The sequence below is a fragment of the Bacillus sp. 5RYD7K genome (genome assembly GCF_059831465.1).
The window spans coordinates 874,678-894,360 of sequence record NZ_CP191200.1 but is presented as its reverse complement, the minus strand read 5'-3'; the positions used below and the strand labels follow the sequence as shown (position 1 = coordinate 894,360).

The window sequence follows — 19,683 nt, the reverse complement described above, 5'->3', positions numbered from 1 at the left end:
CGGGAACCCGCCGGGGTGTTTTTTTTACGACCTTTTTTGTAAGCGCTCACCAAAAAAATCGCTTTGACGCGTTTTGATATGTAATATATAATATATCACATGAAAGGCGTTTTCTATTAATTGTAAATCAATACAGCAAAGGGGGGTTCTACACTGGAGAAACACGCTGCTCTTTCCTATTCACGAACAACAGGAATTTGGCTTGTGCTTACAGGAGCTATCTTATGGGGGGTCTCAGGAACAGTTGCCCAGTATCTGTTTCAGGACCGCCATTTTAATACAGAATGGCTGACCTCTGTACGGCTGCTGCTTTCAGGGGCGCTTCTGCTCGGAATCGCGTACCGCAAAGAAAAAGGACGCATATGGGCTGTTTGGAAAGACAGACGGGACAGGGTTCCTCTTCTTTTATTCGGGATTTTCGGAATGTTAGGCGTTCAATACACCTATTTCGCGGCAATTGAGTACGGCAATGCGGCTACCGCTACCGTTCTTCAATATTTAGGGCCTGCCCTTATTACATGCTTTTTAGCGATTCGCGCAAAGAGAATGCCTTCAGGAAAAGAACTGCTCGCTGTCTTATTAGCGGCTGCAGGCACATTTATTTTGGTCACGCACGGGAATGCCGGCAGCCTATCCATTTCCGGCCTGGCCGTCTTTTGGGGTATCAGCTCAGCCTTTGCACTGGCGTTTTACACTCTTCAGCCGCATCGGCTTTTGAAGAAATGGGGATCGGCCATTATTGTCGGATGGGGCATGCTGATCGGCGGAGCCGCTCTCAGCTTAGTCCGGCCGCCTTGGAAGTTTGAAGGCCAATGGTCATTATCCGCATATGCGGCGATTGTATTTATCATCATTTTCGGAACGATTATCGCTTTTTATTGCTACTTGGAAAGCCTGAAATATCTGAGTGCCTCTGAAACCAGCCTGTTCGCCTGTGCGGAGCCGCTGTCGGCAGCTTTTTTAGCGGTGATCTGGCTGCATGTTCCCTTCGGACTATCAGAATGGCTGGGTACTTTATTGATTTTAGCCACCATCGCTTTATTATCTATCAAGAAAAAATAACCTCTCTTTTTTAGAGAGGTTTTTTCCTAGGCCTAGAGCACCCCTTAGTCTTAATTACCCATATATTAAAGGGTCTTTTTTCATTTTACTATCTTCCAAAAGAGGAAATTAGACCAGTTGTCAATAGATTCAGAGTCGAATAGAATGATGTCGACAAGTAAATCACGCAGGATTGTTACTGATAAAGCAGGCAAGACCTAAAATGTGTTAAGGGCAAAGTGTATTCTTTGGCGTCACCCCTGGCATATTTTAGGTCTTTTTTTCTGTAACAAACCTGCCATCCATGAATGCGGGAGGATCGAATCGGCAGATCGCAACAAAGTACATACAAAAGGAGACATGGACATGAACATCAAAAAATTTGCAAAACGAGCCACAGTTCTAACTTTTACGACTGCACTTCTGGCAGGGGGAGCGACTCAAGCCTTCGCGAAAGAAAATACCCAAAAACCTTACAAAGAAACGTACGGCGTCTCTCATATCACACGCCATGATATGCTGCAGATCCCTAAACAGCAGCAAAACGAAAAATACCAAGTGCCTCAATTCGATCAATCAACGATTAAAAATATTGAATCTGCAAAAGGACTGGATGTGTGGGACAGCTGGCCGCTCCAAAACGCTGACGGAACAGTAGCTGAATACAACGGCTATCACGTCGTGTTTGCTCTTGCTGGAAGCCCGAAAGACGCTGATGACACATCAATCTACATGTTTTATCAAAAGGTCGGCGACAACTCGATCGACAGCTGGAAAAACGCGGGCCGTGTCTTTAAAGACAGCGATAAGTTCGACGCCAACGATGAAATCCTGAAAGATCAGACACAAGAATGGTCCGGTTCTGCCACCCTTACTTCTGACGGAAAAATCCGTTTATTCTACACTGACTTTTCCGGTAAACATTACGGCAAACAAAGTATTACAACGGCGCAGGTAAATGTGTCAAAATCTGACAGCGCGCTCAACATCAACGGAGTGGAAGACCACAAAACGATTTTTGACGGCGACGGAAAAACATATCAGAACGTTCAGCAGTTTATCGATGAAGGCAACTATACATCCGGCGACAACCATACGCTGAGAGACCCTCACTACGTTGAAGACAAAGGCCATAAATACCTTGTATTCGAAGCCAACACAGGAACAGATAACGGATACCAAGGCGAAGAATCTTTATTTAACAAAGCGTACTACGGCGGCAGCACGAACTTCTTCCGTAAAGAAAGCCAGAAGCTTCAGCAGAGTGCTAAAAAACGCGATGCTGAATTAGCGAACGGCGCCCTCGGTATGATAGAGTTAAATAATGACTACACATTGAAAAAAGTCATGAAGCCGCTGATCACTTCAAACACGGTAACTGATGAAATCGAGCGCGCGAACGTTTTCAAAATGAACGGCAAATGGTACTTGTTCACTGATTCACGCGGTTCAAAAATGACGATCGACGGTATTAATTCAAACGATATTTACATGCTTGGTTATGTATCAAACTCTTTAACAGGTCCTTACAAGCCGCTGAACAAATCAGGTCTTGTACTGCAAATGGGTCTTGATCCTAACGATGTGACATTCACATACTCTCACTTCGCAGTGCCTCAAGCCAAAGGCAACAATGTCGTGATCACAAGCTACATGACAAACAGAGGCTTCTTTGAGGATAAAAAGGCAACTTTTGCGCCAAGCTTCTTAATGAACATCAAAGGTCAGAAAACATCCGTTGTCAAAAACAGTATCCTTGAACAAGGACAGCTTACGGTTAACAACTAATCATAATAAAAAGAAAATGCCGATATTTCATTGGCATTTTCTTTTATTTCTAAACAAGATGGTGAATTCAATCATGGCACGAAAATGGCCCATTGCAATATTGATCATTCTGGGTGCGTTCCTGTTTGTCGGCTTACTGCCGGACGAAAGCAACAATTCCTCTAAAACAAACACGAAGAATAAACCGGATTACCGGGCGGCATATCATTTCACAACCCCGGACAAATGGAAAAACGACCCTCAAAAACCCGTTTTTTTCGATGGGAAATATCATTACTATTATCTTTATAATCGGGATTATCCGAACGGCAACGGCACAGAATGGCGGCACGCTGTATCAGAGGACTTGGTGCACTGGACGGACGAAGGCACGGCTATTCCGAAATACACCAACCCAAACGGCGATATATGGTCCGGTTCTGTCGTCATTGATAAACACAACACGGCAGGCTTCGGCAAAAACGCACTGGTCGCCATTACAACGCAGCCGACGGCCAAAACCGAAGCACAAGAACAATATTTATGGTACAGCACGGATAAAGGAAAAACATTTACATCCTATAGTGATCAGCCCGTCATGAAAAACCCTGGCACTAAAGATTTCCGGGACCCGAAGGTGATTTGGGATGAACAGGATAATAAATGGGTGATGGCCATGGCCGAGGGCGAAAAAATCGGCTTTTATGAATCACCCGATTTAAAGAATTGGCATTACACGGGCGGTTTTATTACCCAGCAGATCGGCCTCATCGAATGCCCTGACCTTTATATGATGCGTGCAGATGACGGAACGGCCAAGTGGATTCTCGGCGCAAGCGCAAACGGCAAACCTCAGGGCAAACCGAATACGTACGCTTATTGGACCGGAAACTTTGACGGAAAAGAATTTACTGCCGATCAAGCGGAACCGCAATGGCTCGATTACGGGTTTGACTGGTACGGCGGCGTCACATTTGAGGACGGCAATAGCAAAGATCCGCTGACAAAACGCTATGCGCTGGCATGGATGAACAATTGGGATTATCCGAATGAAACTCCGACACTAAAGAACGGCTTTAACGGCACGGATTCTATCGTTCGTGAAATCCGCCTTCAGCAGCAGGATGGCGGCACCTACAGCCTGATGTCAGAGCCGGTTGAAGCATTGAACCAATTAACCTCTTCAACGGACGGCGCTGAAGACAAACAGGTGAACGGTTCTGAAACGTTGCCGATCAAGGGTGATACGTATCAGCTTGATATGGATATCTCTTGGTCTGATATCAAAAATGCAGGCGTCAGACTCAGAGAATCAGCAGACCAAAAGCGGCATATTGATGTCGGTATTTCAGCAGAAGACGGCTGTGCCTATGTGAACAGATCATTTACAGATCAGCCTGATAAAACCGGGACATATACTGAAAGCAAAGCGCCATTTGACGGAAAAAAAGGGCGCGTTCATCTGAAAATTCTCGTGGATAAAACGAGTATTGAAGTATTTGCAGATGACGGAAAAACCGTTCTCACAAATGAAGTGTTTCCAAAACCAGAAGATCAGGGAATCACTCTCTATTCTGAAGGCGGTTCCGCTGACTTTCAGCATATTGAGATAAAGCATCTCGGTTCAATTCATCCTTAGATCTCTCTTCATTTCTAACCGGCGTTCAGACTGTGTTAAAATGCTTGTATGTATACTACGATTCATGAGGTGTTCCATTGGATAATCAAAACAAAGAACCTGTGCTGAAAAGAACCATCATGCGGGACGAAGTGTATCACACGCTCAGAAACTGGATCATAACGGGCAGGCTCAAACCTGAAACAAAGTTAAAGGACAAGGAACTGTCGGAAACATTGGGAATCAGCCGCACTCCGATACGGGAAGCCTTATTGCGCTTAGAAGATGACGGCTTGGTCATGACAAAGGCAAACAGATGGACGCTTGTCGCTCCGATTGAGTTAAAAGAAGCGGAAAACTTGTATTCCATTGTCTGGACGCTTGAAAAACTCGCGCTGCAGCAAGCCCTCCCGCATATGGACGCTGCAGTGATTCAGGAATTGAAACAGCTTAATGAAGAGTTGCTTCAAACGGTGAAGGCCGGCGATAAAATGGCCATTCTGGAAGCGGATAATGCATTTCACCATCGCATCATTCTGCTTACAGACAATGCCGAACTCTGCAAATTGCTTGCGGGCCTGAAGGTGAAAATCCAGAGAATGGAGATCCGCTATTTCAGCGAAGATGATGCATTGACCAGATCATACAATGAACACGCTGCTATCATTCACGCATTAGAACAGCAGGATGACGCCGCTGCCCTTGCAGCGCTTGAAGCGAATTGGAAAAACAGTTTAGAACGTCTGCAGAACATGTCTTAGCAAACGAAAAAGCCAAATCATGTGATTTGGCTTTTTACGGATATAACAAGGCAGCCGACTTGGCTGTCTTGTTTACTTTTTATTTATATATAAATAAATACCGTAATCCGTCGGCACAGAAGCATACCCCATCTGTCTGAGCATGGCTGTTATATTCCCGCGATGATACGTTCCGTGGTTCACAACATGGAGAATCATATCGGCCGTCGTGGTTTTCATGATGTCACCTGACGGATGCTCTATTTCAAGGGAGAGATTGATATTTTCCTCCTTTTGCAAAAAAAGTTGATATCGGTCTGATAATTCCAAAAATAGATCTTCCAGCTCTTCTATCTCTTTAGACAAGATGTCCTCTTTTTGCTGTTCAGCTGATTTCAGCGTATCCTCCAGACGCTCTCCGGAGAACACATCATACCACCCCTTATCCGACAGATACACATGAGTCAATACACCGGCTATCGACGGAAAGACACTTTGAATCTCTTTACGGTACACATCCTCCGGAAGCTCTTTAAGCCGGGTGAATATTTGCTGATTTGCCCAAAGATGATAATCATACAATTGCAGTGCCAGATGTCCCACAATACCCTCTCCTCTCTCGATACAGAACGTACGTTCCTCATTATACCACGCTACATGCGGCTCTGTACCGTTTTCTTCATTTGCAGCTGAGAAAACCCGATAAAGGCTGAAAATAATAAAAGAATCCCCGCGCTTATATAAATAAACCGCACGCCGAATACATCCGAGATCATCCCTGTCCCGATAATGGAAAACATAAAAATGAACTGAACTAATGCTGATCTCGCCGCTAAAATATTGACTCGTGTCTGTTCGGTCGTGATGTTTTGAAGAAAGGTTTCCTGCGTCAGATCTCTTAATACACAAGCCGGCCCCATACACAGCACCAGAAAAAGGGCCAGAACAGCACTGCTGGTCAATCCATAAATAAAAGTGAGCATTCCATATGCCAAGGCTCCCGTCAGCATAAGCGGAATGAGGCTGCGCTGAAACTTACCGGATAACCTATAGATGATCAAGCCGCCGATCATCGTCCCTGCATAATAGGCTCCGTTCACATATCCCCACCACGCTTCTCCTTTTTGAAGGACGTCATGCACATAAGTTAAGGACACAGATCCGATCCATATCATGCCTGCCCACGATTCGATCACATCCATCACCATAAGGGCCCGCAGCTGTTTCTGCTGAAATAAATACACCCAGCCGCTTGCCGCATCTGCAAAAAGTGAACGTTCCCTGACTGCTGCCGCCGCACAGATGCGTACTTGAAGAAACAGAATGATGCCCAAAACCGAAGAAACCAGTAACATGACAGTGATGATTATTGTATAGCTTTCTCCCAAAAACGCGATGATGACGCCGCCCAGAGACCATCCGGCAAACTGAACGGTCTGATCCGCCGCAGATAATAAGCCGTTCGCCTTCGCCCTTTGATCAGGAGGAATGATTTCTCCAATCAGCGCGCTTTTTATCGGAGCGAACCAGCCGTTGCAAAAAGAAATCCCTCCAATCAGACAAAACAGCAGAAAAAAGAAAGCGGATAAACCGGTTTGGATCACATAAAACAAACAGACTAACAGTGTCACCTGTATCAATTGAGAACCGATTAACAAAGACCGAAGCGCAAACCGGGCGGTGATCAGCGGCAAAACGGCGCTTCCCAATACGCGAAAGACAATGCTGACGAACGTCATGAGAGAAGCCGCCGCCGTCGAACCGGTTTTTGTAAACAAAAACAAGATAACAGCCATTGTATAAAGTGAAAACCCTAAATTGATAGCGGTCTGGCTGTATAAAATAGAGTAATACGCCCTCTTCAAATTCATCTTCTGCAACCCCGCTCCCTGATTCCGATCAGCTCTCTTAAAAAACAGAGTTCACTCCATCTATTAGTCTTTATGAGCAGAAAGGAAACTTTCAGCAAAAAATAATGAAACACTCTGGCTCATAGCACAACGAAGGATACCAATAGAAAAAACCGAGATTTTCGGTTGTGTACATATATGCCATTGCCATACTGGCACCTGCCCCTTATGATGTATAATGCATAATAAATATATCTATAATGCCTATAAGTAATAAAATGAAAGAGGTGACATTGATGGAATGGGAACAGCTTGAATATTTCCAAACGCTCGCACAAACTGAGCATGTCACAAAAGCCGCAAAGCTATTGTCCATCTCACAGCCAGCACTCTCCCGCTCAATTTCCCGATTGGAAAACCACTTAGGCGTCCCGCTGTTTGACAGACAGGGCCGTTCGATTACATTGAACAAATACGGAGCAATGTTTTTAAAACGGGTTCAGACCATGATGAAAGAGTATACTGACGGCCGAGAGGAAATTCAGGCTTTATTGCAGCCGGATCAAGGAGAAGTATCTCTTGGATTTTTACATACACTCGGGACAGCCATCGTTCCGGATGTCATCAAGACCTTTCAGCAAAAACACCCCGGGATCAGCATTACATTAAGACAAAACCATTCCTATTGGCTGCTCGATCAGCTGAAAGAAGGTAAGCTTGATCTCTGCCTTCTCGCATCCACTAAACCCGAAAAGTCGATTCGATGGGTGCAATTATGGAGTGAGGAACTCTTTTTATATGTACCGAAAGGACATCGGCTGGCGCATCGTGAAACCGTCACCCTGGACGAACTCGCCGAAGAACCTTTTATATTGCTGAAAGAGGGGTATGCGCTCCGTATGACGGCTGATCAGCTATTTGAACAGGCAGATATCCATCCGAAGATTATGTTCGAAAGTGAAGAGGCGGCAACTGCGGCCGGCTTCACGGCCTCCGGTCTCGGCGTTTCCATTCTGCCTGATTTAAAAGGCTTGGATCAAAGCAACCTCTCAAAAATACGCATCAGCTGGCCAAAATGCCAGCGCGTGATCGGCCTCGCCTGGATAGAAGGCAGATTTTTATCTCCTGTTGCTGAAACGTTCAAACAGCATGTGATTGAACATTTCGGCTGAACAATGCCGTCCTGACGAAAAAAAGCCGACGCTTGGACGCATCGGCTTTCAAATTTACCTAAACATTATTTATCACCAAACGACTCAAGAACAAGCGACACAAAAGCCTCGGCGGCCGGAAGCTGCCATTTTTTCTTTTTGACCAGCATATGAGAGTAAAGCCGCTCGAACGGCTCCGACTGCTGAAGAATTTTCAGCTTCCCCGCCTTTACCTCTTCTTTTACCGTGATATAAGGTAAAACAGAGAAACCGATTCCGCTCATCACCGTCTGCTTAATGGCCTCTATACTCCACAATTCCATTATTTGCAAATGACTGATATCATGTTTGACGAGAAACCTTTCAAACATGGTCCGGTAGCTGCATCCTTCTTCATTTGTAATAAAAAAGTTTTTGCCGCTTTGTTGATAATCGTCAAAATGATCCGGTGCGTCACTGCCTGCCACGAGGACGATGCGTTCCTCCAATAAGGAATGATGAATGCATTTTTCAATTTGTATCTCCGGATAAACCATAAATGCAATATCCACACGGCCGCTTAACAATTCCACCTGATTCTGTCCGCATGTTCCGTTGCTCAATATGATACTGACGTTCGGATACTTCATGGAATATTCCCTGATAATCGGCCCCAGCCTGGAGATGGTCAAAGACTCCGGCGCCGCAATTTTTAAAACGCCTTTAATCTCGTGAATGCTTTGCATATTTTTGATCTTGTCATGGGCGGAAAGTAAATCCTCGGCTAACGGAATCAGCTCTCTTCCTAAAGGCGTCAGCTTCAAACGTCTTTTTTCGTACGTAAATAACGCTCCGCCGATCTCCTGTTCAAGCGCTTGAATATGAGTCGTAATCGTCGACTGCGTATAACCCAGCTTTGCCGCCGCCCCTGTATAGCTTCCCTTATCTACAATGGTCTGAAATGTAATCAGATGTCTGATCTCCATATGAATTCACCTCTAAGATGTATCGAAAAAATCAATAATGCGATTTTGTTTTTCAATTTTATTTATACCTATTCTTATCATACAATAAAAAACGGCTCCATCACATTAGCAAATGAAGGTGATTTAATGAGTATCATAGCTTTTCTTTCTTATGTCCTGATGACATCTATTACGCCCGGGCCGAGCAATATTTTAATGATGAATGAAGCGCGCAGAGCCGGCTTTATCGGGTCATGGCGTTTTAATGGCGGCATCCTGACGGGATTTGCAGCACTCGGCATTCTCAGCGGTCTGTTCACAATGAGTGTTTATCATTGGATTCCCGTCGTGGAACCTTACTTTAAAATCGCCGGAGCTGTCTATTTGCTCTATTTGGCTTGGCAGATCTCTCTGCCCAAAACATCCAAAGGCGATTCTGAAAAAACACGATCGTCTTTTCTATCGGGATTTCTGTTTCAAATGATCAATATAAAGAGTATTTTATTCTTTTTAACCTTAATGAGCGCTTTTATATTGCCATTTCAGCACACGTATCCATTGATTGCTTTCTGGCTCGCGTCGGCTATTCTCCTGGGCTGGGCGGCTTTACTGCTCTGGTCGGCGTTCGGCTCTGTTTTTAAACATCTCTTTGAGAAACACGATAAAGCGTTTCGAATCGTGATGTGTCTGCTGCTCATCTATTCTGCGGTAAGCATTTATCTGTAATTCAAAAAAGATAAACGCCTATTGGTGTTTATCTTTTTTTCGTTTCATCAATAATCCCAGCCAGACTGAAACGGCGGCTGAAACGGCAGAAAGCGCCGTGATCATGGTGACAATGCCGCCCCAGCCGAATTGGTGATAGAAAGCGCCGCTTGCAGTCCCCCCGATGCTCCCTCCCACATAATAGGAAAACAAATATAAGGCTGCGGCCTGTGCCTTATCGCGTACTGCCAGTTCGCCAACCCAGCTGCTGGAGATCGAATGGCCCGCAAAAAAGCCGAATGTGAAAATCGCAACTCCTAAAATCATGATCCCTATATCAGCAGATAAAGTAATGCAGACACCAATCATGACAATCACCAATGAGAGTGTAAGAATTCTCCTTTTACCATATTTGTCTGCTAACATGCCCATCCACGTTGAACTGAACGTTCCGACAAGGTATACGAGAAAAATAAATCCGACTGCCGTTTGGCTTAGTGAATAAGGCGGCTTCATCAATTGAAAACCGATATAGTTATATAAAGATACAAAGCCGGCTTCCAGTAAAAAACCGATGATCAAAAGGCAGCCGAAACCGGGCGTCCTGTATTGAAGGTAAAATGAGGTGAAAATGTCGTTTCTTTTATATATCCGGGACGTAAAATGAGAAGAAGCAGGAAGGGTCGTCCAGAAGATAATGCTTGCCAGCAAACTGATGAGACCGATCGTCAGCAAAGCCGTATGCCAGCTGAAGGAATCCGTCAGAAAGCCGCTGATGATGCGCCCCGTCATGCCGCCTATCGAATTTCCGCTGATATAAAGCCCCATTGCCATCCCTAAGCTGTCCGGCTCAATTTCTTCAGCTAAATAAGCCATTGCCGCCGCGGGAAGCCCCGCTAATGCGGCTCCCTGCAACGCCCTGCAAACGACGAGCAGCTGAAAGTCCGAAACAAACCCTGTGAGAACAGCTAGGACGGATGCAGCAAATAATGACACGCCCATTATCTGCTTCCGCCCGTACATTTCTGAGAAAAAACCGGCGAATACCAGAGTGATAGCCAAAGCAATCGTTGCCGCTGATTGGCTTAAGCTTGAAACCGCCGGTGACAGATGAAAATCGTTTGCGATATCAGGCAGCAGCGGCTGCGTTCCCCAAAGGATGGCAAACGTGCAAAACCCGCCAGCAAACAAAGCGAAGTTTACCTTTTTGAATTGAAGTGTGCCGCGGCGAATGTAAGTCATTATCTCCCCCCTTTTCTGTTAAGCCGGGTTTGAATAAACGCTATAAAATTCTCCGCTGCCGGCGATAAATAGCCGTCCTTTCTCCAAGCCAAACCAATCTCTCTTTCACAGATCGGATTGGTGACACTGAGAAGTTTGACCTTTCGTTTATCAAAAACGTGCAAGTCAGGGATAAGAGACACACCCAGTTTAGCGCCGACTAACCCGGAAGCTGTCACAATATCTTCTCCCTCAAATACGACATCCGGTGAAAATCCCGCTTTTTCACACAACTCTTTAATCATGCCGTGAAGAACATTTGTATCTTTAAAAGAGATAAACGGTTCATGCTCCGCCATTTTCAAATCAATTTCATCATATGAGGCGAGCGGATGTTCAGCAGAAACGGCTAAATATAACTCTTCTGTTAAAAGCGGCTGGCAGATCACCTCATCGTTTTCATCACGAAGAGAAGTCAGTGCGATATCCACTTCTCTTGATGTTAATTGCTCGATAATCTGCTGATTTGACGCTTGGGTCAGCTGAAATTTGACATGAGGATACATGTGTTGAAACGAACTGATGATGTCCGGAACCATGCTCATGCCAAGTGACGGCAAAAAAGACAATAAAATTGTGCCGCTGTTGGGATGTATTTCATTCCATACTTCCTGCTTACCGATTTCAATTTGTCTGATAGATTGTTCCACACGATGCAAAAACATTTTTCCATACCGATTCAAATAAATATTTCTGCCTTTGCGGTCAAAAAGCTGAACGCCCAGCTCGTCTTCAAGCTTTGAAATCGACCGGCTGAGAGCGGGCTGAGATATGGACAGCTGTTTTGCTGCCTGTGTAATATGCTGCACTTGCGCCACTGTCTGAAAATAATTAATCTGATGCCAATCCATTGATTGCCTCCGCTGATTTGTTATTTCCACTTATCATACGTTACCCGATCTATAACTTCTAATTGTTAGTTTGCATGAAACTGATGCATATAAGGAATATTTTTCGAAACAGAATAAAAAAAGAGGGCTTCCGAGAAGGAAGCCCTCACTCCGTCTGCTACGCCAATAAAAGAAAAATAAGCGCTAAAACAGCCGGAAGTCCTTGTTTTACGATAATTGATTTGTTTGAAGTAAAGCCGCCGAAAAGAGCGGCGATGACCACGCAGATGACGAAAAACAATTGAATCATATGACCAATCGGATCAGCTCCGAGGATCAGCCCCCAAATGAGGCCGGCAGCCAGAAATCCATTATACAGACCTTGATTTGCAAACATGACCGCCACATTCCGATCACCTTCTAAATGCTTCGGCAATTTGAAGGACCGCTTAGCTGCCTTCGAATTGATAAAAAACATTTCAAGTATCATGATAAATATATGTTCTAAAGCTACAATTCCGACGAAAACAGCTGCAATCATGTCCACTGTCTCTCTCCTCTCAGCTTCACTTCAACCTTATTTCCATTGTGCGATGGTTTCGATAGGAAGACGGTAGGAAGCATATCCTTCGTCTGCCGCTTTTCCGATTGATAACAGCATGACCGGTACATAACGCTCTTTATCCATTCCGAAAACCTCGGCGATCTTTTCTTTGTCGTAGCCGCCGATTGGGTTTGTGTCATAGCCGTGCGCACGTGCCGTAAGCATCAGCTGCATAGAAACGAGGCCTCCGTCAATCAGAATGGTTTCACGGTTCACTTGCTCCGGAAGTTTTTCAAAGTGTGCCGTCAACGCAGCGATTTGTCTGTCTTTTACTTCCTGCGGCATGTAGCCCAGTTCGACCGCTTTTGAATAAATTTCTTCTAAATAGTCATCACTGTTCATATCTGCGAAAACCGCGATCACCGCAGATGATGTGCTGACTTGTGTTTGGTTAAAGCTGGCGAGCGGCGCGAGTTTTTCTTTTCCTTCAGGGCTGTCAATGACGAGGAAACGCCATGGCTGCGCGTTAACTGAAGACGGCGCTGTCGTTGCTTCTTCCAGGATTTGAGTCATTTCTTCTTTGCTGATTTTTACAGCCGGATCGTAATTTCGAATGGAACGGCGGCCTTTCATAATGTCCATAAAGTCGTTTGTTTTCAGTTCTGTTTTCATGTGTAATACACTCCTATGCTTTCATATTTTCTATATTATTCTGCATCTGCGACAATACGTTTTTTAACATACTGCGTTCTTCCGCGCTGACACCGGCAAGCATTTCCTTTATGAAACGCTCCTTCTCTTTTTTGGAAGTCTCAATTCTCTCCCGTCCCTGTTCAGTAAGCCGGACAAGTATAATGCGGTTGTCCTCAGGTTTGCGCCTTCTTGTGACCATTTCTTTGGTTTCAAGCTGTTTCAAGTGTCTTGTTACAGCCGCACCATCAATATTCACCTTTTTCTGAAGATCGCTTTGACTGATCTCGTCGACGTGAAAGAGCACGGCGAGAAGCTCAAGACGGGATTGGCTGATTCCGGTGCACGCTTCAAACTTCGCTCCGATTACTTTATGCAGTGATTGAAGCTGATATAAAATCTCGCCTTCCTCTGAACAACATGCTGTCAAAACCCATCCCTACTTTCTTTTGCGCAATTAATTGACTAGTCAATGTTTGATATATCAATAATATACACCCGCTATTCTTTTTTTGCAAGTTTTTTTCTCCTTTTAAAAAAAGCTGCCGGTGAACGGCAGCTCGCTTCTTAATGATTATGAACTTTTCTGAAATTACTGCCTTTTACTTCAGCCACATCATATACCGTTACAAAGGCGTGCTTATCAATGTCATTAATAATTTCCTTCAGTTTGGTCTCTTCCAAACGGTTGATGACACATGTGATTTCTTTGAATTTTTCATGAGAAAAACCGCCGTATGCTTCTTTATACGTAGCGCTTCGGCCTAATTCCTCACGAATGGTTTCGACCATTAATGCAGGCTCGTTGGTGATAATCTGAAATGTTTTAGAACCGCTTAAGCCTTCCTCAACCACATGAATCACCTTAGACGCAATATAGTAAGCAATCACGGAAAGCAAAGCACCTTGCAGCCCGAATACAAAAGAAACAAAAATAAACACAAAAATGTTTAAAAATAAAATGAGGTCGCTCGTGCCGAACGGCAATTTCCGTGACAGCAGCACGGCCAGCATATCAATTCCGTCTAATGCGCCGCCGTTGCGCAATGCCAAGCCCATTCCCAAGCCGATAATAATCCCGCCGACAACGGTGATTAACAGAGTGTCTCCCTCGATGATAGCCGGCGTGTGATGGAAAAAGCTTGTACCCGCGGCAAGTGAGATAATGCCGATAATGGATAGAAACGCAAAACCTTTCCCGATTTGCTTATATCCCAACCAGACAAACGGTATATTGATCACCGCAATTAAGATCCCTAGAGGCAAATGAAACAGCTGTGAACCGACAATGCTGAGCCCGGTCACCCCGCCGTCAGATACACTATTCGGAATCAATACGGTTTCCAGCCCATACGCGGCAATGATTCCGCCGATGATGACCATGATGGCCCGTACGATGGATTTTGCTTTGGATTTCTTACGTTTTTGTTTTTCGATTGTATTCATATCATTCCCCGCTTCAATTATTTTTGTCTAATTTAAATATACCATAATTGATACTTTTCGTTAAAAATAAGCCGATCAGCCGATTGTGAAGCAGGAACCGAGGAAGGTGATTTTACAGATAAAGTATCCATTTACGGCTTTAATCATTCAAAACACAACCAAACAGTAAAAGGAACTATTATCCATTAATAATCCCTTTTGTTTCCCTTCTTCACATATTCCCAATCATGCTCTATATTTTTTCTCACCCGCTGAAGAAGGCTGAAAATGGTTTCTTTTTCTTCAGATGTAAAGCCGGCCAAGGCTACTTCCGCAGAGTGCTCTCCTTCTCTTTGCAATAACGGATAAACCTTTCTTCCTTTTTCGGTCGGGAACAGTTTTTTTATTTTTTTATTTTGATCATCAGGACGCTTTTCAATAAACCCTTGTATTTCCAGTTTTTTTATCGCTCTCGCCGCTGTTGTTCGGTCGACTTTAATCATTTCCGCCAATTTTTCCTGTATCATTCCCGGGTTTTCACATATACGAACAAGATAGAGATACTGCCCTTTTGTTAAGTCTAATTCTTTAAATTCAATATTGCTGATGGAATCCAATGCCCGTGCAATCATGCCGATTTCCCGCAAAATATCAGTCATATCTTTTCAAACCCTTCGTATTTTTGTTGCATTTACAATATAATTGTTTTATCGTTACTTCTATAAGACCACAAGCAAGCCGTGCAGTCCAGACTAATATGTAAAAGGATTGGTTAATGATGAGGATAAAAAGAATAACGACGGAAATTGATTTACAAGCAGCGCTTGAGATTAGAAAAACAGTATTCATTGAGGAACAGCAAGTACCCGAATCCGATGAGTTTGATCAATTTGATACGCTTCAGGAACAGTGCGGGCATGTCTTGGTTTATCATGAAAATCAGCCTGCCGGCACAGGACGCGTCCGCATCGTAAACCATTCAGGCAAGCTCGAACGAATCTGCATCCTGAAGCCTTACCGCAAATACGGGTTGGGCAAAGTCATCATACGCGAATTAGAAAACATGATAAAAGAAAAAGGCATCACCCAATGTAAACTGCATGGACAAACACAAGCGGAAGGCTTTTATCACAAACTGGGCTATCAGACAGATTCACCGGAATTTATGGAAGACGGCATCCCGCATGTCTTAATGACAAAAGAGTTGGCTTAACCGAATAACAAACGGCCGAATGCAAGATTGACCGGAGTTAAAGGAGATTAGAATATTCTGATCTCCCTTAAATTTTCTTATCTATCCCTGCCTTGTCACTCACTTCATCCCGATTCGCCAAGTTTAAAACGAACCATACAGTTTGAATTCTGGCATGCCGCTGTCTTTTTTAAATTTATCTGCTTGCCAATTCCTCAATAATCAAACCCAATTCATAAATTCCCTTTTGAAGGTCTTCCAAGGATGCGTAAGCATATGACAGGCGAATATAATTTCCTTTTTCTTGAGCATAGATACTGCCAAGATTAAGCAGAATTCCCTTTGCTAAAGCTTTTTTATAAAGTAATTTCATAGATATTGAAGGGATTATTTTTAACCAAATAAAAAATCCCCCCTCTGGAATACTCCATTGAGCTGCTTTCTTCATATAGGTTTCCAAAGCTCTCGTCACATATTGCCTTCTTATCTTTAATTGATGTCTCACATATTCTAAGTGCTGCTGATATTCCCCGGATATCAGCCACTCCGCCGCAACCCTTTGAGATAATGAACTGGAGCCGTAATCTGTCTGCATTTTAATATCAGATAAACGTTCAATCACTGGTTCCGGCCCCACCATCCATCCAATCCTCAATCCCGGACTTAACGTTTTCGATAAACTTCCCAAATATAAAACATGGCCATTCTTATCCATTGTTTTAATAGGCGCCGGCGGAATGTTATCTATCCACAGCTCACGATATATATCATCTTCAATAATGGGAAGCTGGTTTTTCTCACTTGCCGTAAGGATTTCTTCCCGCCGCCGTTCTGACATTAAAATGCCGGTTGGATTATGAAAACAGGGATTTGTATATAATATGGCTCTTCCCCGTTCTCCCTTTGTCATATGAATGTGGTTTGGCAGAAGTCCCTCTTTATCCATAGGGAGCCCGGTAAGATTCATCCCGGCTGACTGAAATACGTGCAGCGAATAAAGATAAGACGGCTGATCGAGAAATACGGTCGATCCTCTTTGCAAAAGCCCCATTGATATAAGCTGTAAGGCCTGCAGCGCTCCAGAAACAATAAGAATCGAAGAAGGCGAAGCTTGAATTCCGACTGTTCTTAAATAGCCGCTTAATGCTTCTCTCAAAGGTAGATATCCTTTTGGTTCCTCATACCCGAATGCCTCTATGTTTTGAGAGACCTTTCCCATTATGTCTTTCATAACAGCCAAAGGAAAAATCTCATTTGAAAGCTCCCCTTTGCTGAGCTGAATAAGTTCCGGATTTGATTCTGATGTATTGATTTCTTGGACGATTCTTCTGCTTGGCTGCTGAATTCCGGAGTTTACATACTGATCCCAATCTGGGGAGGAATTTTTAGCTAAGAGTGTCCATGTATTATTGATCACAACTGTCCCTTTACCCATTCTGCCTTCGATTAATCCATCCGCCGTCAATTCCTCTAAAGCTGTAATGACTGTGCTTCTGTTTACTTCAAAGTGTTTAGCAAGCGTGCGCTGGCTTGGAATCTTACTTCCAATCGGCCATTCTCCATTTCCTATTTTCTCTTTTATATAATCAATGATCTGTAAGTATTTCGGCCGTTTTCTAACCGTTTTTCCCTCTGTAAAGCTCATAAAAAGCGATCTCCTTTACCAAAAGTGGTTGGGTCAACATTCGATTAACTGGTTGAAGCTATTTTATCAAATCTTTATTAGTATAAAACACATTAAATATAACTGGTTGGTTTTTATCAGATAAGGAGTGAAGATTTTGAAAAAGAATACGGTTCGAGTCTGTATATCTTACAGTCTGATGATTGGATTGTGGGCATCAGCTTTTCCGGGCATCCATGCGGGTCTTGAGAGTTACACGCCGGCACACCTCGCTTTGTTTCGCTTGTTGATTGGGTCAATGGCACTGTTGGTTTTTGCTGTTTTGACTCATATGCGTTTACCTGACATAAAGGATATCCCTGCAATTTTATCTTTAGGATTTTTAGGTTTTGCACTCTATCACATTTTGCTGAATATCGGAGAAAAAACAGTCAGCGCTGGAGTTGCAAGCTTACTCGTAACCATGACACCGATTTTTTCTGCAATGTTATCTCGTCTGTTTTTTGGTGAACATTTCGGTCTTTCCAAATGGGCCGGATCTATCATTAGCTTATTGGGTGTAGCATTGATTTCATTTGGGGCAGCAGACTATGCTCATTCAATAAAAGGCATTCTTTTCATTTTGCTGGCTGCTTTTTCAGAGAGTATCTATTTTGTCTTTCAATCCCGATTTATAAAAAAGTATGGTTTTATTCCATTTGTGACATTCACCATTTGGGGTGCAACATTGCCAATGCTGGTATTTCTTCCGGGGTTATGGGGAGAGGTTGTTCACGCATCGATGAATTCTACATGGTCTGTCGTTTACTTAGGCCTATTACCAACGGTTATCCCATACTTTGCACTTGCATACGTCACTTCAATCGTCGGCGCTTCAGAAGCAGCCATTTCACTTTACGCAACACCCGCTTTATCCTTACTCATTTCCTGGATTTGGATAGGCGAAGCCCCCGCCTTTATTTCTCTTTTAGGCGGAGCAGTCACAGTCATCGGGGTGTGTTTTATCTATTTGGAAGCAAATAAAATCAGGCTTAACTGAATTTTTCAGAATTGTGATATGTTAAGTATATCAATATTAAAAGGAAGAAAATCCATAATGCGATAGGTTGCAGCTTCTTTGCCATGCTTGGCGCATAAAAGGGGTGTAAGGAAAATGAAGATAACAGATAGTATTTATGGCGATTATGTTGTAGATGGAATTCTTGAAGAGCTTATTTTCAGTCATCCAGTACAAAGACTAAAAGGTGTTTACCAAGGAGGAGCAAGTTATGTTGTGAATCAAAAGTGGAATGTCACGAGGTATGAACATTCCATAGGCGTAATGCTTCTCATAAAAAAATTGGGCGGCTCTTTAGAAGAACAGATTGCAGGTTTACTTCACGATGTATCTCATACTGCATTTTCACACGTTATTGATTTTGTGTTTAACAATAAAAATGAGGATTATCACGAAAACATTTATCATCAAATCATAACTGATTCAGAAATCCCCCATATTCTCAGTACATATGGATTAAATTTCAAAGACATTCTATTAGACAACTCTAATTGGAATTTGCTCGAACAGCCAGCTCCTGAGTTATGCGCTGACAGAATCGATTATACCTTAAGAGATATGTATCGGTACGAAAACATCACAATGGAGGAAGTTGATCATTTCTTAGATCATCTAATAATTAAAGAAGGAAAAATATACTTAAAAGATATAAAAACTGCTGAATGGTTTGTAAGAACTTATTATAAAGAGGTTATTGATTTCTTTATGAATCCTCTTAATATTTACGGCTATGATTATTTGGCTAAGACTTTAAAAACCGCCTTGGATAAAGAAATCATTAACATAAACACACTGCTCGGAACAGATGAAGAAGTAATGAACATCTTGCGTTCTTCCGGGGATATAGATGTTAAAAATCTTGTAAGCCGCTTACATCGAAGAGTCATTGTTAAAGAAGATAAGGCTGATTATCATTTGCATCGTAAGAATAAATTGAGGCTTATTGATCCGTCTGTATTCTATGATAACAAACTTATCGCTTCCTCTGCATTATCAAATGAAATTAAAACGATGAACGAAAACGCGAAGAAAAAAGCTGAGGAAGGGATGTATGTAAAAATAATTTCAAACTGATTTACCTCTTGAGCCTGCTTGACAAATCAATCATTAGGCAGAGGTAGGGAATAGTCGTTCGTTAATGAAAAAGTAAAAACACGAAAACAAGCCGGTTCTTGTCACATCGGCTATTTGACTTGTCATTGGCGGCACGTCCATTAGAATACC

General features: G+C 43.2%; 20 protein-coding genes. 9 read left to right on the top strand and 11 right to left on the bottom strand.

Translation table 11 applies throughout. The annotated features are described in order from the left end of the window. Positions 1 to 126: 126 nt before the first annotated feature. The 4 genes from ACQE26_RS04530 to ACQE26_RS04515 all read left to right on the top strand — a co-directional run bounded on the left by ACQE26_RS04530 (position 127) and on the right by ACQE26_RS04515 (position 5,187). Positions 127 to 1,062 carry a DMT family transporter gene (locus ACQE26_RS04530; protein WP_438422178.1) on the top strand — a complete coding sequence of 312 codons (936 nt, stop codon included), beginning with the start codon at positions 127 to 129 and terminating at the stop codon, positions 1,060 to 1,062. A 345-nt stretch (positions 1,063 to 1,407) separates the two neighbouring features. After that, entirely contained in the window at positions 1,408 to 2,829 is a 1,422-nt protein-coding gene (gene sacB / locus ACQE26_RS04525; protein ID WP_500470762.1) for a levansucrase, read from the top strand. Positions 2,830 to 2,890: 61 nt separating this feature from the next. Then, the gene (locus tag ACQE26_RS04520) at positions 2,891 to 4,447 is read left to right on the top strand and encodes a glycoside hydrolase family 32 protein (RefSeq protein ID WP_500470761.1); all 1,557 of its coding nucleotides are present in this window, start codon (positions 2,891 to 2,893) and stop codon (positions 4,445 to 4,447) included. 77 nt (positions 4,448 to 4,524) lie between these two features. After that, complete coding sequence (locus ACQE26_RS04515) at positions 4,525 to 5,187, top strand: GntR family transcriptional regulator (protein WP_060963823.1); 663 nt, start codon at positions 4,525 to 4,527, stop codon at positions 5,185 to 5,187. Positions 5,188 to 5,259: 72 nt separating this feature from the next. On the opposite strand, the gene ACQE26_RS04510 is transcribed toward ACQE26_RS04515, so the two are convergent. Continuing rightward, the gene (locus ACQE26_RS04510; RefSeq protein WP_500470760.1) at positions 5,260 to 5,769 is read right to left on the bottom strand and encodes a DinB family protein; all 510 of its coding nucleotides are present in this window, start codon (positions 5,767 to 5,769) and stop codon (positions 5,260 to 5,262) included. Between the two features lie 50 nt (positions 5,770 to 5,819). Continuing rightward, positions 5,820 to 7,037, bottom strand: coding sequence for an MFS transporter (locus ACQE26_RS04505; protein ID WP_500470759.1), 1,218 nt, complete (start codon positions 7,035 to 7,037; stop codon positions 5,820 to 5,822). Between the two features lie 275 nt (positions 7,038 to 7,312). Between ACQE26_RS04505 and ACQE26_RS04500 the strand changes: the two genes are divergently transcribed. After that, positions 7,313 to 8,188 (top strand): LysR family transcriptional regulator, encoded by an 876-nt coding sequence (locus ACQE26_RS04500; protein ID WP_500470758.1) that lies wholly within the window; start codon positions 7,313 to 7,315, stop codon positions 8,186 to 8,188. Between the two features lie 65 nt (positions 8,189 to 8,253). Here the strand turns inward: ACQE26_RS04500 and ACQE26_RS04495 are convergent, their stop codons facing one another. Then, entirely contained in the window at positions 8,254 to 9,132 is an 879-nt protein-coding gene (locus tag ACQE26_RS04495; RefSeq protein ID WP_500470757.1) for a LysR family transcriptional regulator, read from the bottom strand. Positions 9,133 to 9,258: 126 nt separating this feature from the next. On the opposite strand from ACQE26_RS04495, the gene ACQE26_RS04490 reads away from it, so the two are divergent. Beyond that, entirely contained in the window at positions 9,259 to 9,837 is a 579-nt protein-coding gene (locus tag ACQE26_RS04490) for a LysE family translocator (protein WP_064108052.1), read from the top strand. Between the two features lie 18 nt (positions 9,838 to 9,855). Here the strand turns inward: ACQE26_RS04490 and ACQE26_RS04485 are convergent, their stop codons facing one another. From ACQE26_RS04485 to ACQE26_RS04455, 7 genes are all read right to left on the bottom strand, one after another. After that, positions 9,856 to 11,058 (bottom strand): MFS transporter, encoded by a 1,203-nt coding sequence (locus tag ACQE26_RS04485; protein WP_500470756.1) that lies wholly within the window; start codon positions 11,056 to 11,058, stop codon positions 9,856 to 9,858. Beyond that, the gene (locus ACQE26_RS04480) at positions 11,058 to 11,948 is read right to left on the bottom strand and encodes a LysR family transcriptional regulator (RefSeq protein ID WP_438421017.1); all 891 of its coding nucleotides are present in this window, start codon (positions 11,946 to 11,948) and stop codon (positions 11,058 to 11,060) included. Before ACQE26_RS04480 ends, ACQE26_RS04485 begins: the two co-directional genes overlap by 1 nt. A 157-nt stretch (positions 11,949 to 12,105) precedes the next feature. Then, positions 12,106 to 12,474 (bottom strand): DUF1304 domain-containing protein, encoded by a 369-nt coding sequence (locus ACQE26_RS04475; protein ID WP_500470755.1) that lies wholly within the window; start codon positions 12,472 to 12,474, stop codon positions 12,106 to 12,108. A 30-nt stretch (positions 12,475 to 12,504) separates the two neighbouring features. After that, positions 12,505 to 13,143 (bottom strand): nitroreductase family protein, encoded by a 639-nt coding sequence (locus ACQE26_RS04470; RefSeq protein WP_004393039.1) that lies wholly within the window; start codon positions 13,141 to 13,143, stop codon positions 12,505 to 12,507. 13 nt (positions 13,144 to 13,156) lie between these two features. After that, on the bottom strand, positions 13,157 to 13,591 hold the full coding sequence (locus ACQE26_RS04465; RefSeq protein ID WP_016937339.1) for a MarR family winged helix-turn-helix transcriptional regulator: 435 nt from the start codon (positions 13,589 to 13,591) through the stop codon (positions 13,157 to 13,159). Positions 13,592 to 13,728: 137 nt separating this feature from the next. Then, on the bottom strand, positions 13,729 to 14,607 hold the full coding sequence (locus tag ACQE26_RS04460) for a YitT family protein (protein WP_060963817.1): 879 nt from the start codon (positions 14,605 to 14,607) through the stop codon (positions 13,729 to 13,731). A gap of 185 nt (positions 14,608 to 14,792) precedes the next feature. Further along, on the bottom strand, positions 14,793 to 15,245 hold the full coding sequence (locus ACQE26_RS04455; protein ID WP_045925748.1) for a MarR family winged helix-turn-helix transcriptional regulator: 453 nt from the start codon (positions 15,243 to 15,245) through the stop codon (positions 14,793 to 14,795). A 119-nt stretch (positions 15,246 to 15,364) separates the two neighbouring features. On the opposite strand from ACQE26_RS04455, the gene ACQE26_RS04450 reads away from it, so the two are divergent. Continuing rightward, positions 15,365 to 15,799 carry a GNAT family N-acetyltransferase gene (locus ACQE26_RS04450; protein ID WP_060963816.1) on the top strand — a complete coding sequence of 145 codons (435 nt, stop codon included), beginning with the start codon at positions 15,365 to 15,367 and terminating at the stop codon, positions 15,797 to 15,799. A 175-nt stretch (positions 15,800 to 15,974) separates the two neighbouring features. Here ACQE26_RS04450 and pdxR read toward each other — a convergent pair whose 3' ends face one another. After that, entirely contained in the window at positions 15,975 to 17,423 is a 1,449-nt protein-coding gene (gene pdxR, locus ACQE26_RS04445) for a MocR-like pyridoxine biosynthesis transcription factor PdxR (RefSeq protein WP_500470753.1), read from the bottom strand. A gap of 136 nt (positions 17,424 to 17,559) precedes the next feature. Here pdxR and ACQE26_RS04440 point away from each other — a divergent pair, with 136 nt between their 5' ends. Together ACQE26_RS04440 and ACQE26_RS04435 are read left to right on the top strand one after the other, a co-directional pair. Next, positions 17,560 to 18,441 carry a DMT family transporter gene (locus ACQE26_RS04440; protein WP_500470752.1) on the top strand — a complete coding sequence of 294 codons (882 nt, stop codon included), beginning with the start codon at positions 17,560 to 17,562 and terminating at the stop codon, positions 18,439 to 18,441. 114 nt (positions 18,442 to 18,555) lie between these two features. Next, entirely contained in the window at positions 18,556 to 19,533 is a 978-nt protein-coding gene (locus ACQE26_RS04435; protein WP_500470751.1) for an HD domain-containing protein, read from the top strand. The last annotated feature ends 150 nt before the right edge of the window (positions 19,534 to 19,683 follow it).

Excerpts from the sequence above, each read along its gene's own strand:
- sacB (WP_500470762.1), top strand. The coding sequence starts at position 1,408 with ATGAACATCAAAAAATTTGCAAAACGAGCCACAGTTCTAACTTTTACG.
- ACQE26_RS04505 (WP_500470759.1), bottom strand. The coding sequence starts at position 7,037 with ATGAATTTGAAGAGGGCGTATTACTCTATTTTATACAGCCAGACCGCT.
- ACQE26_RS04500 (WP_500470758.1), top strand. The coding sequence starts at position 7,313 with ATGGAATGGGAACAGCTTGAATATTTCCAAACGCTCGCACAAACTGAG.
- ACQE26_RS04495 (WP_500470757.1), bottom strand. The coding sequence starts at position 9,132 with ATGGAGATCAGACATCTGATTACATTTCAGACCATTGTAGATAAGGGA.
- ACQE26_RS04490 (WP_064108052.1), top strand. The coding sequence starts at position 9,259 with ATGAGTATCATAGCTTTTCTTTCTTATGTCCTGATGACATCTATTACG.
- ACQE26_RS04485 (WP_500470756.1), bottom strand. The coding sequence starts at position 11,058 with ATGACTTACATTCGCCGCGGCACACTTCAATTCAAAAAGGTAAACTTC.
- ACQE26_RS04480 (WP_438421017.1), bottom strand. The coding sequence starts at position 11,948 with ATGGATTGGCATCAGATTAATTATTTTCAGACAGTGGCGCAAGTGCAG.
- ACQE26_RS04470 (WP_004393039.1), bottom strand. The coding sequence starts at position 13,143 with ATGAAAACAGAACTGAAAACAAACGACTTTATGGACATTATGAAAGGC.
- ACQE26_RS04460 (WP_060963817.1), bottom strand. The coding sequence starts at position 14,607 with ATGAATACAATCGAAAAACAAAAACGTAAGAAATCCAAAGCAAAATCC.
- ACQE26_RS04455 (WP_045925748.1), bottom strand. The coding sequence starts at position 15,245 with ATGACTGATATTTTGCGGGAAATCGGCATGATTGCACGGGCATTGGAT.
- ACQE26_RS04450 (WP_060963816.1), top strand. The coding sequence starts at position 15,365 with ATGAGGATAAAAAGAATAACGACGGAAATTGATTTACAAGCAGCGCTT.
- pdxR (WP_500470753.1), bottom strand. The coding sequence starts at position 17,423 with ATGAGCTTTACAGAGGGAAAAACGGTTAGAAAACGGCCGAAATACTTA.
- ACQE26_RS04435 (WP_500470751.1), top strand. The coding sequence starts at position 18,556 with ATGAAGATAACAGATAGTATTTATGGCGATTATGTTGTAGATGGAATT.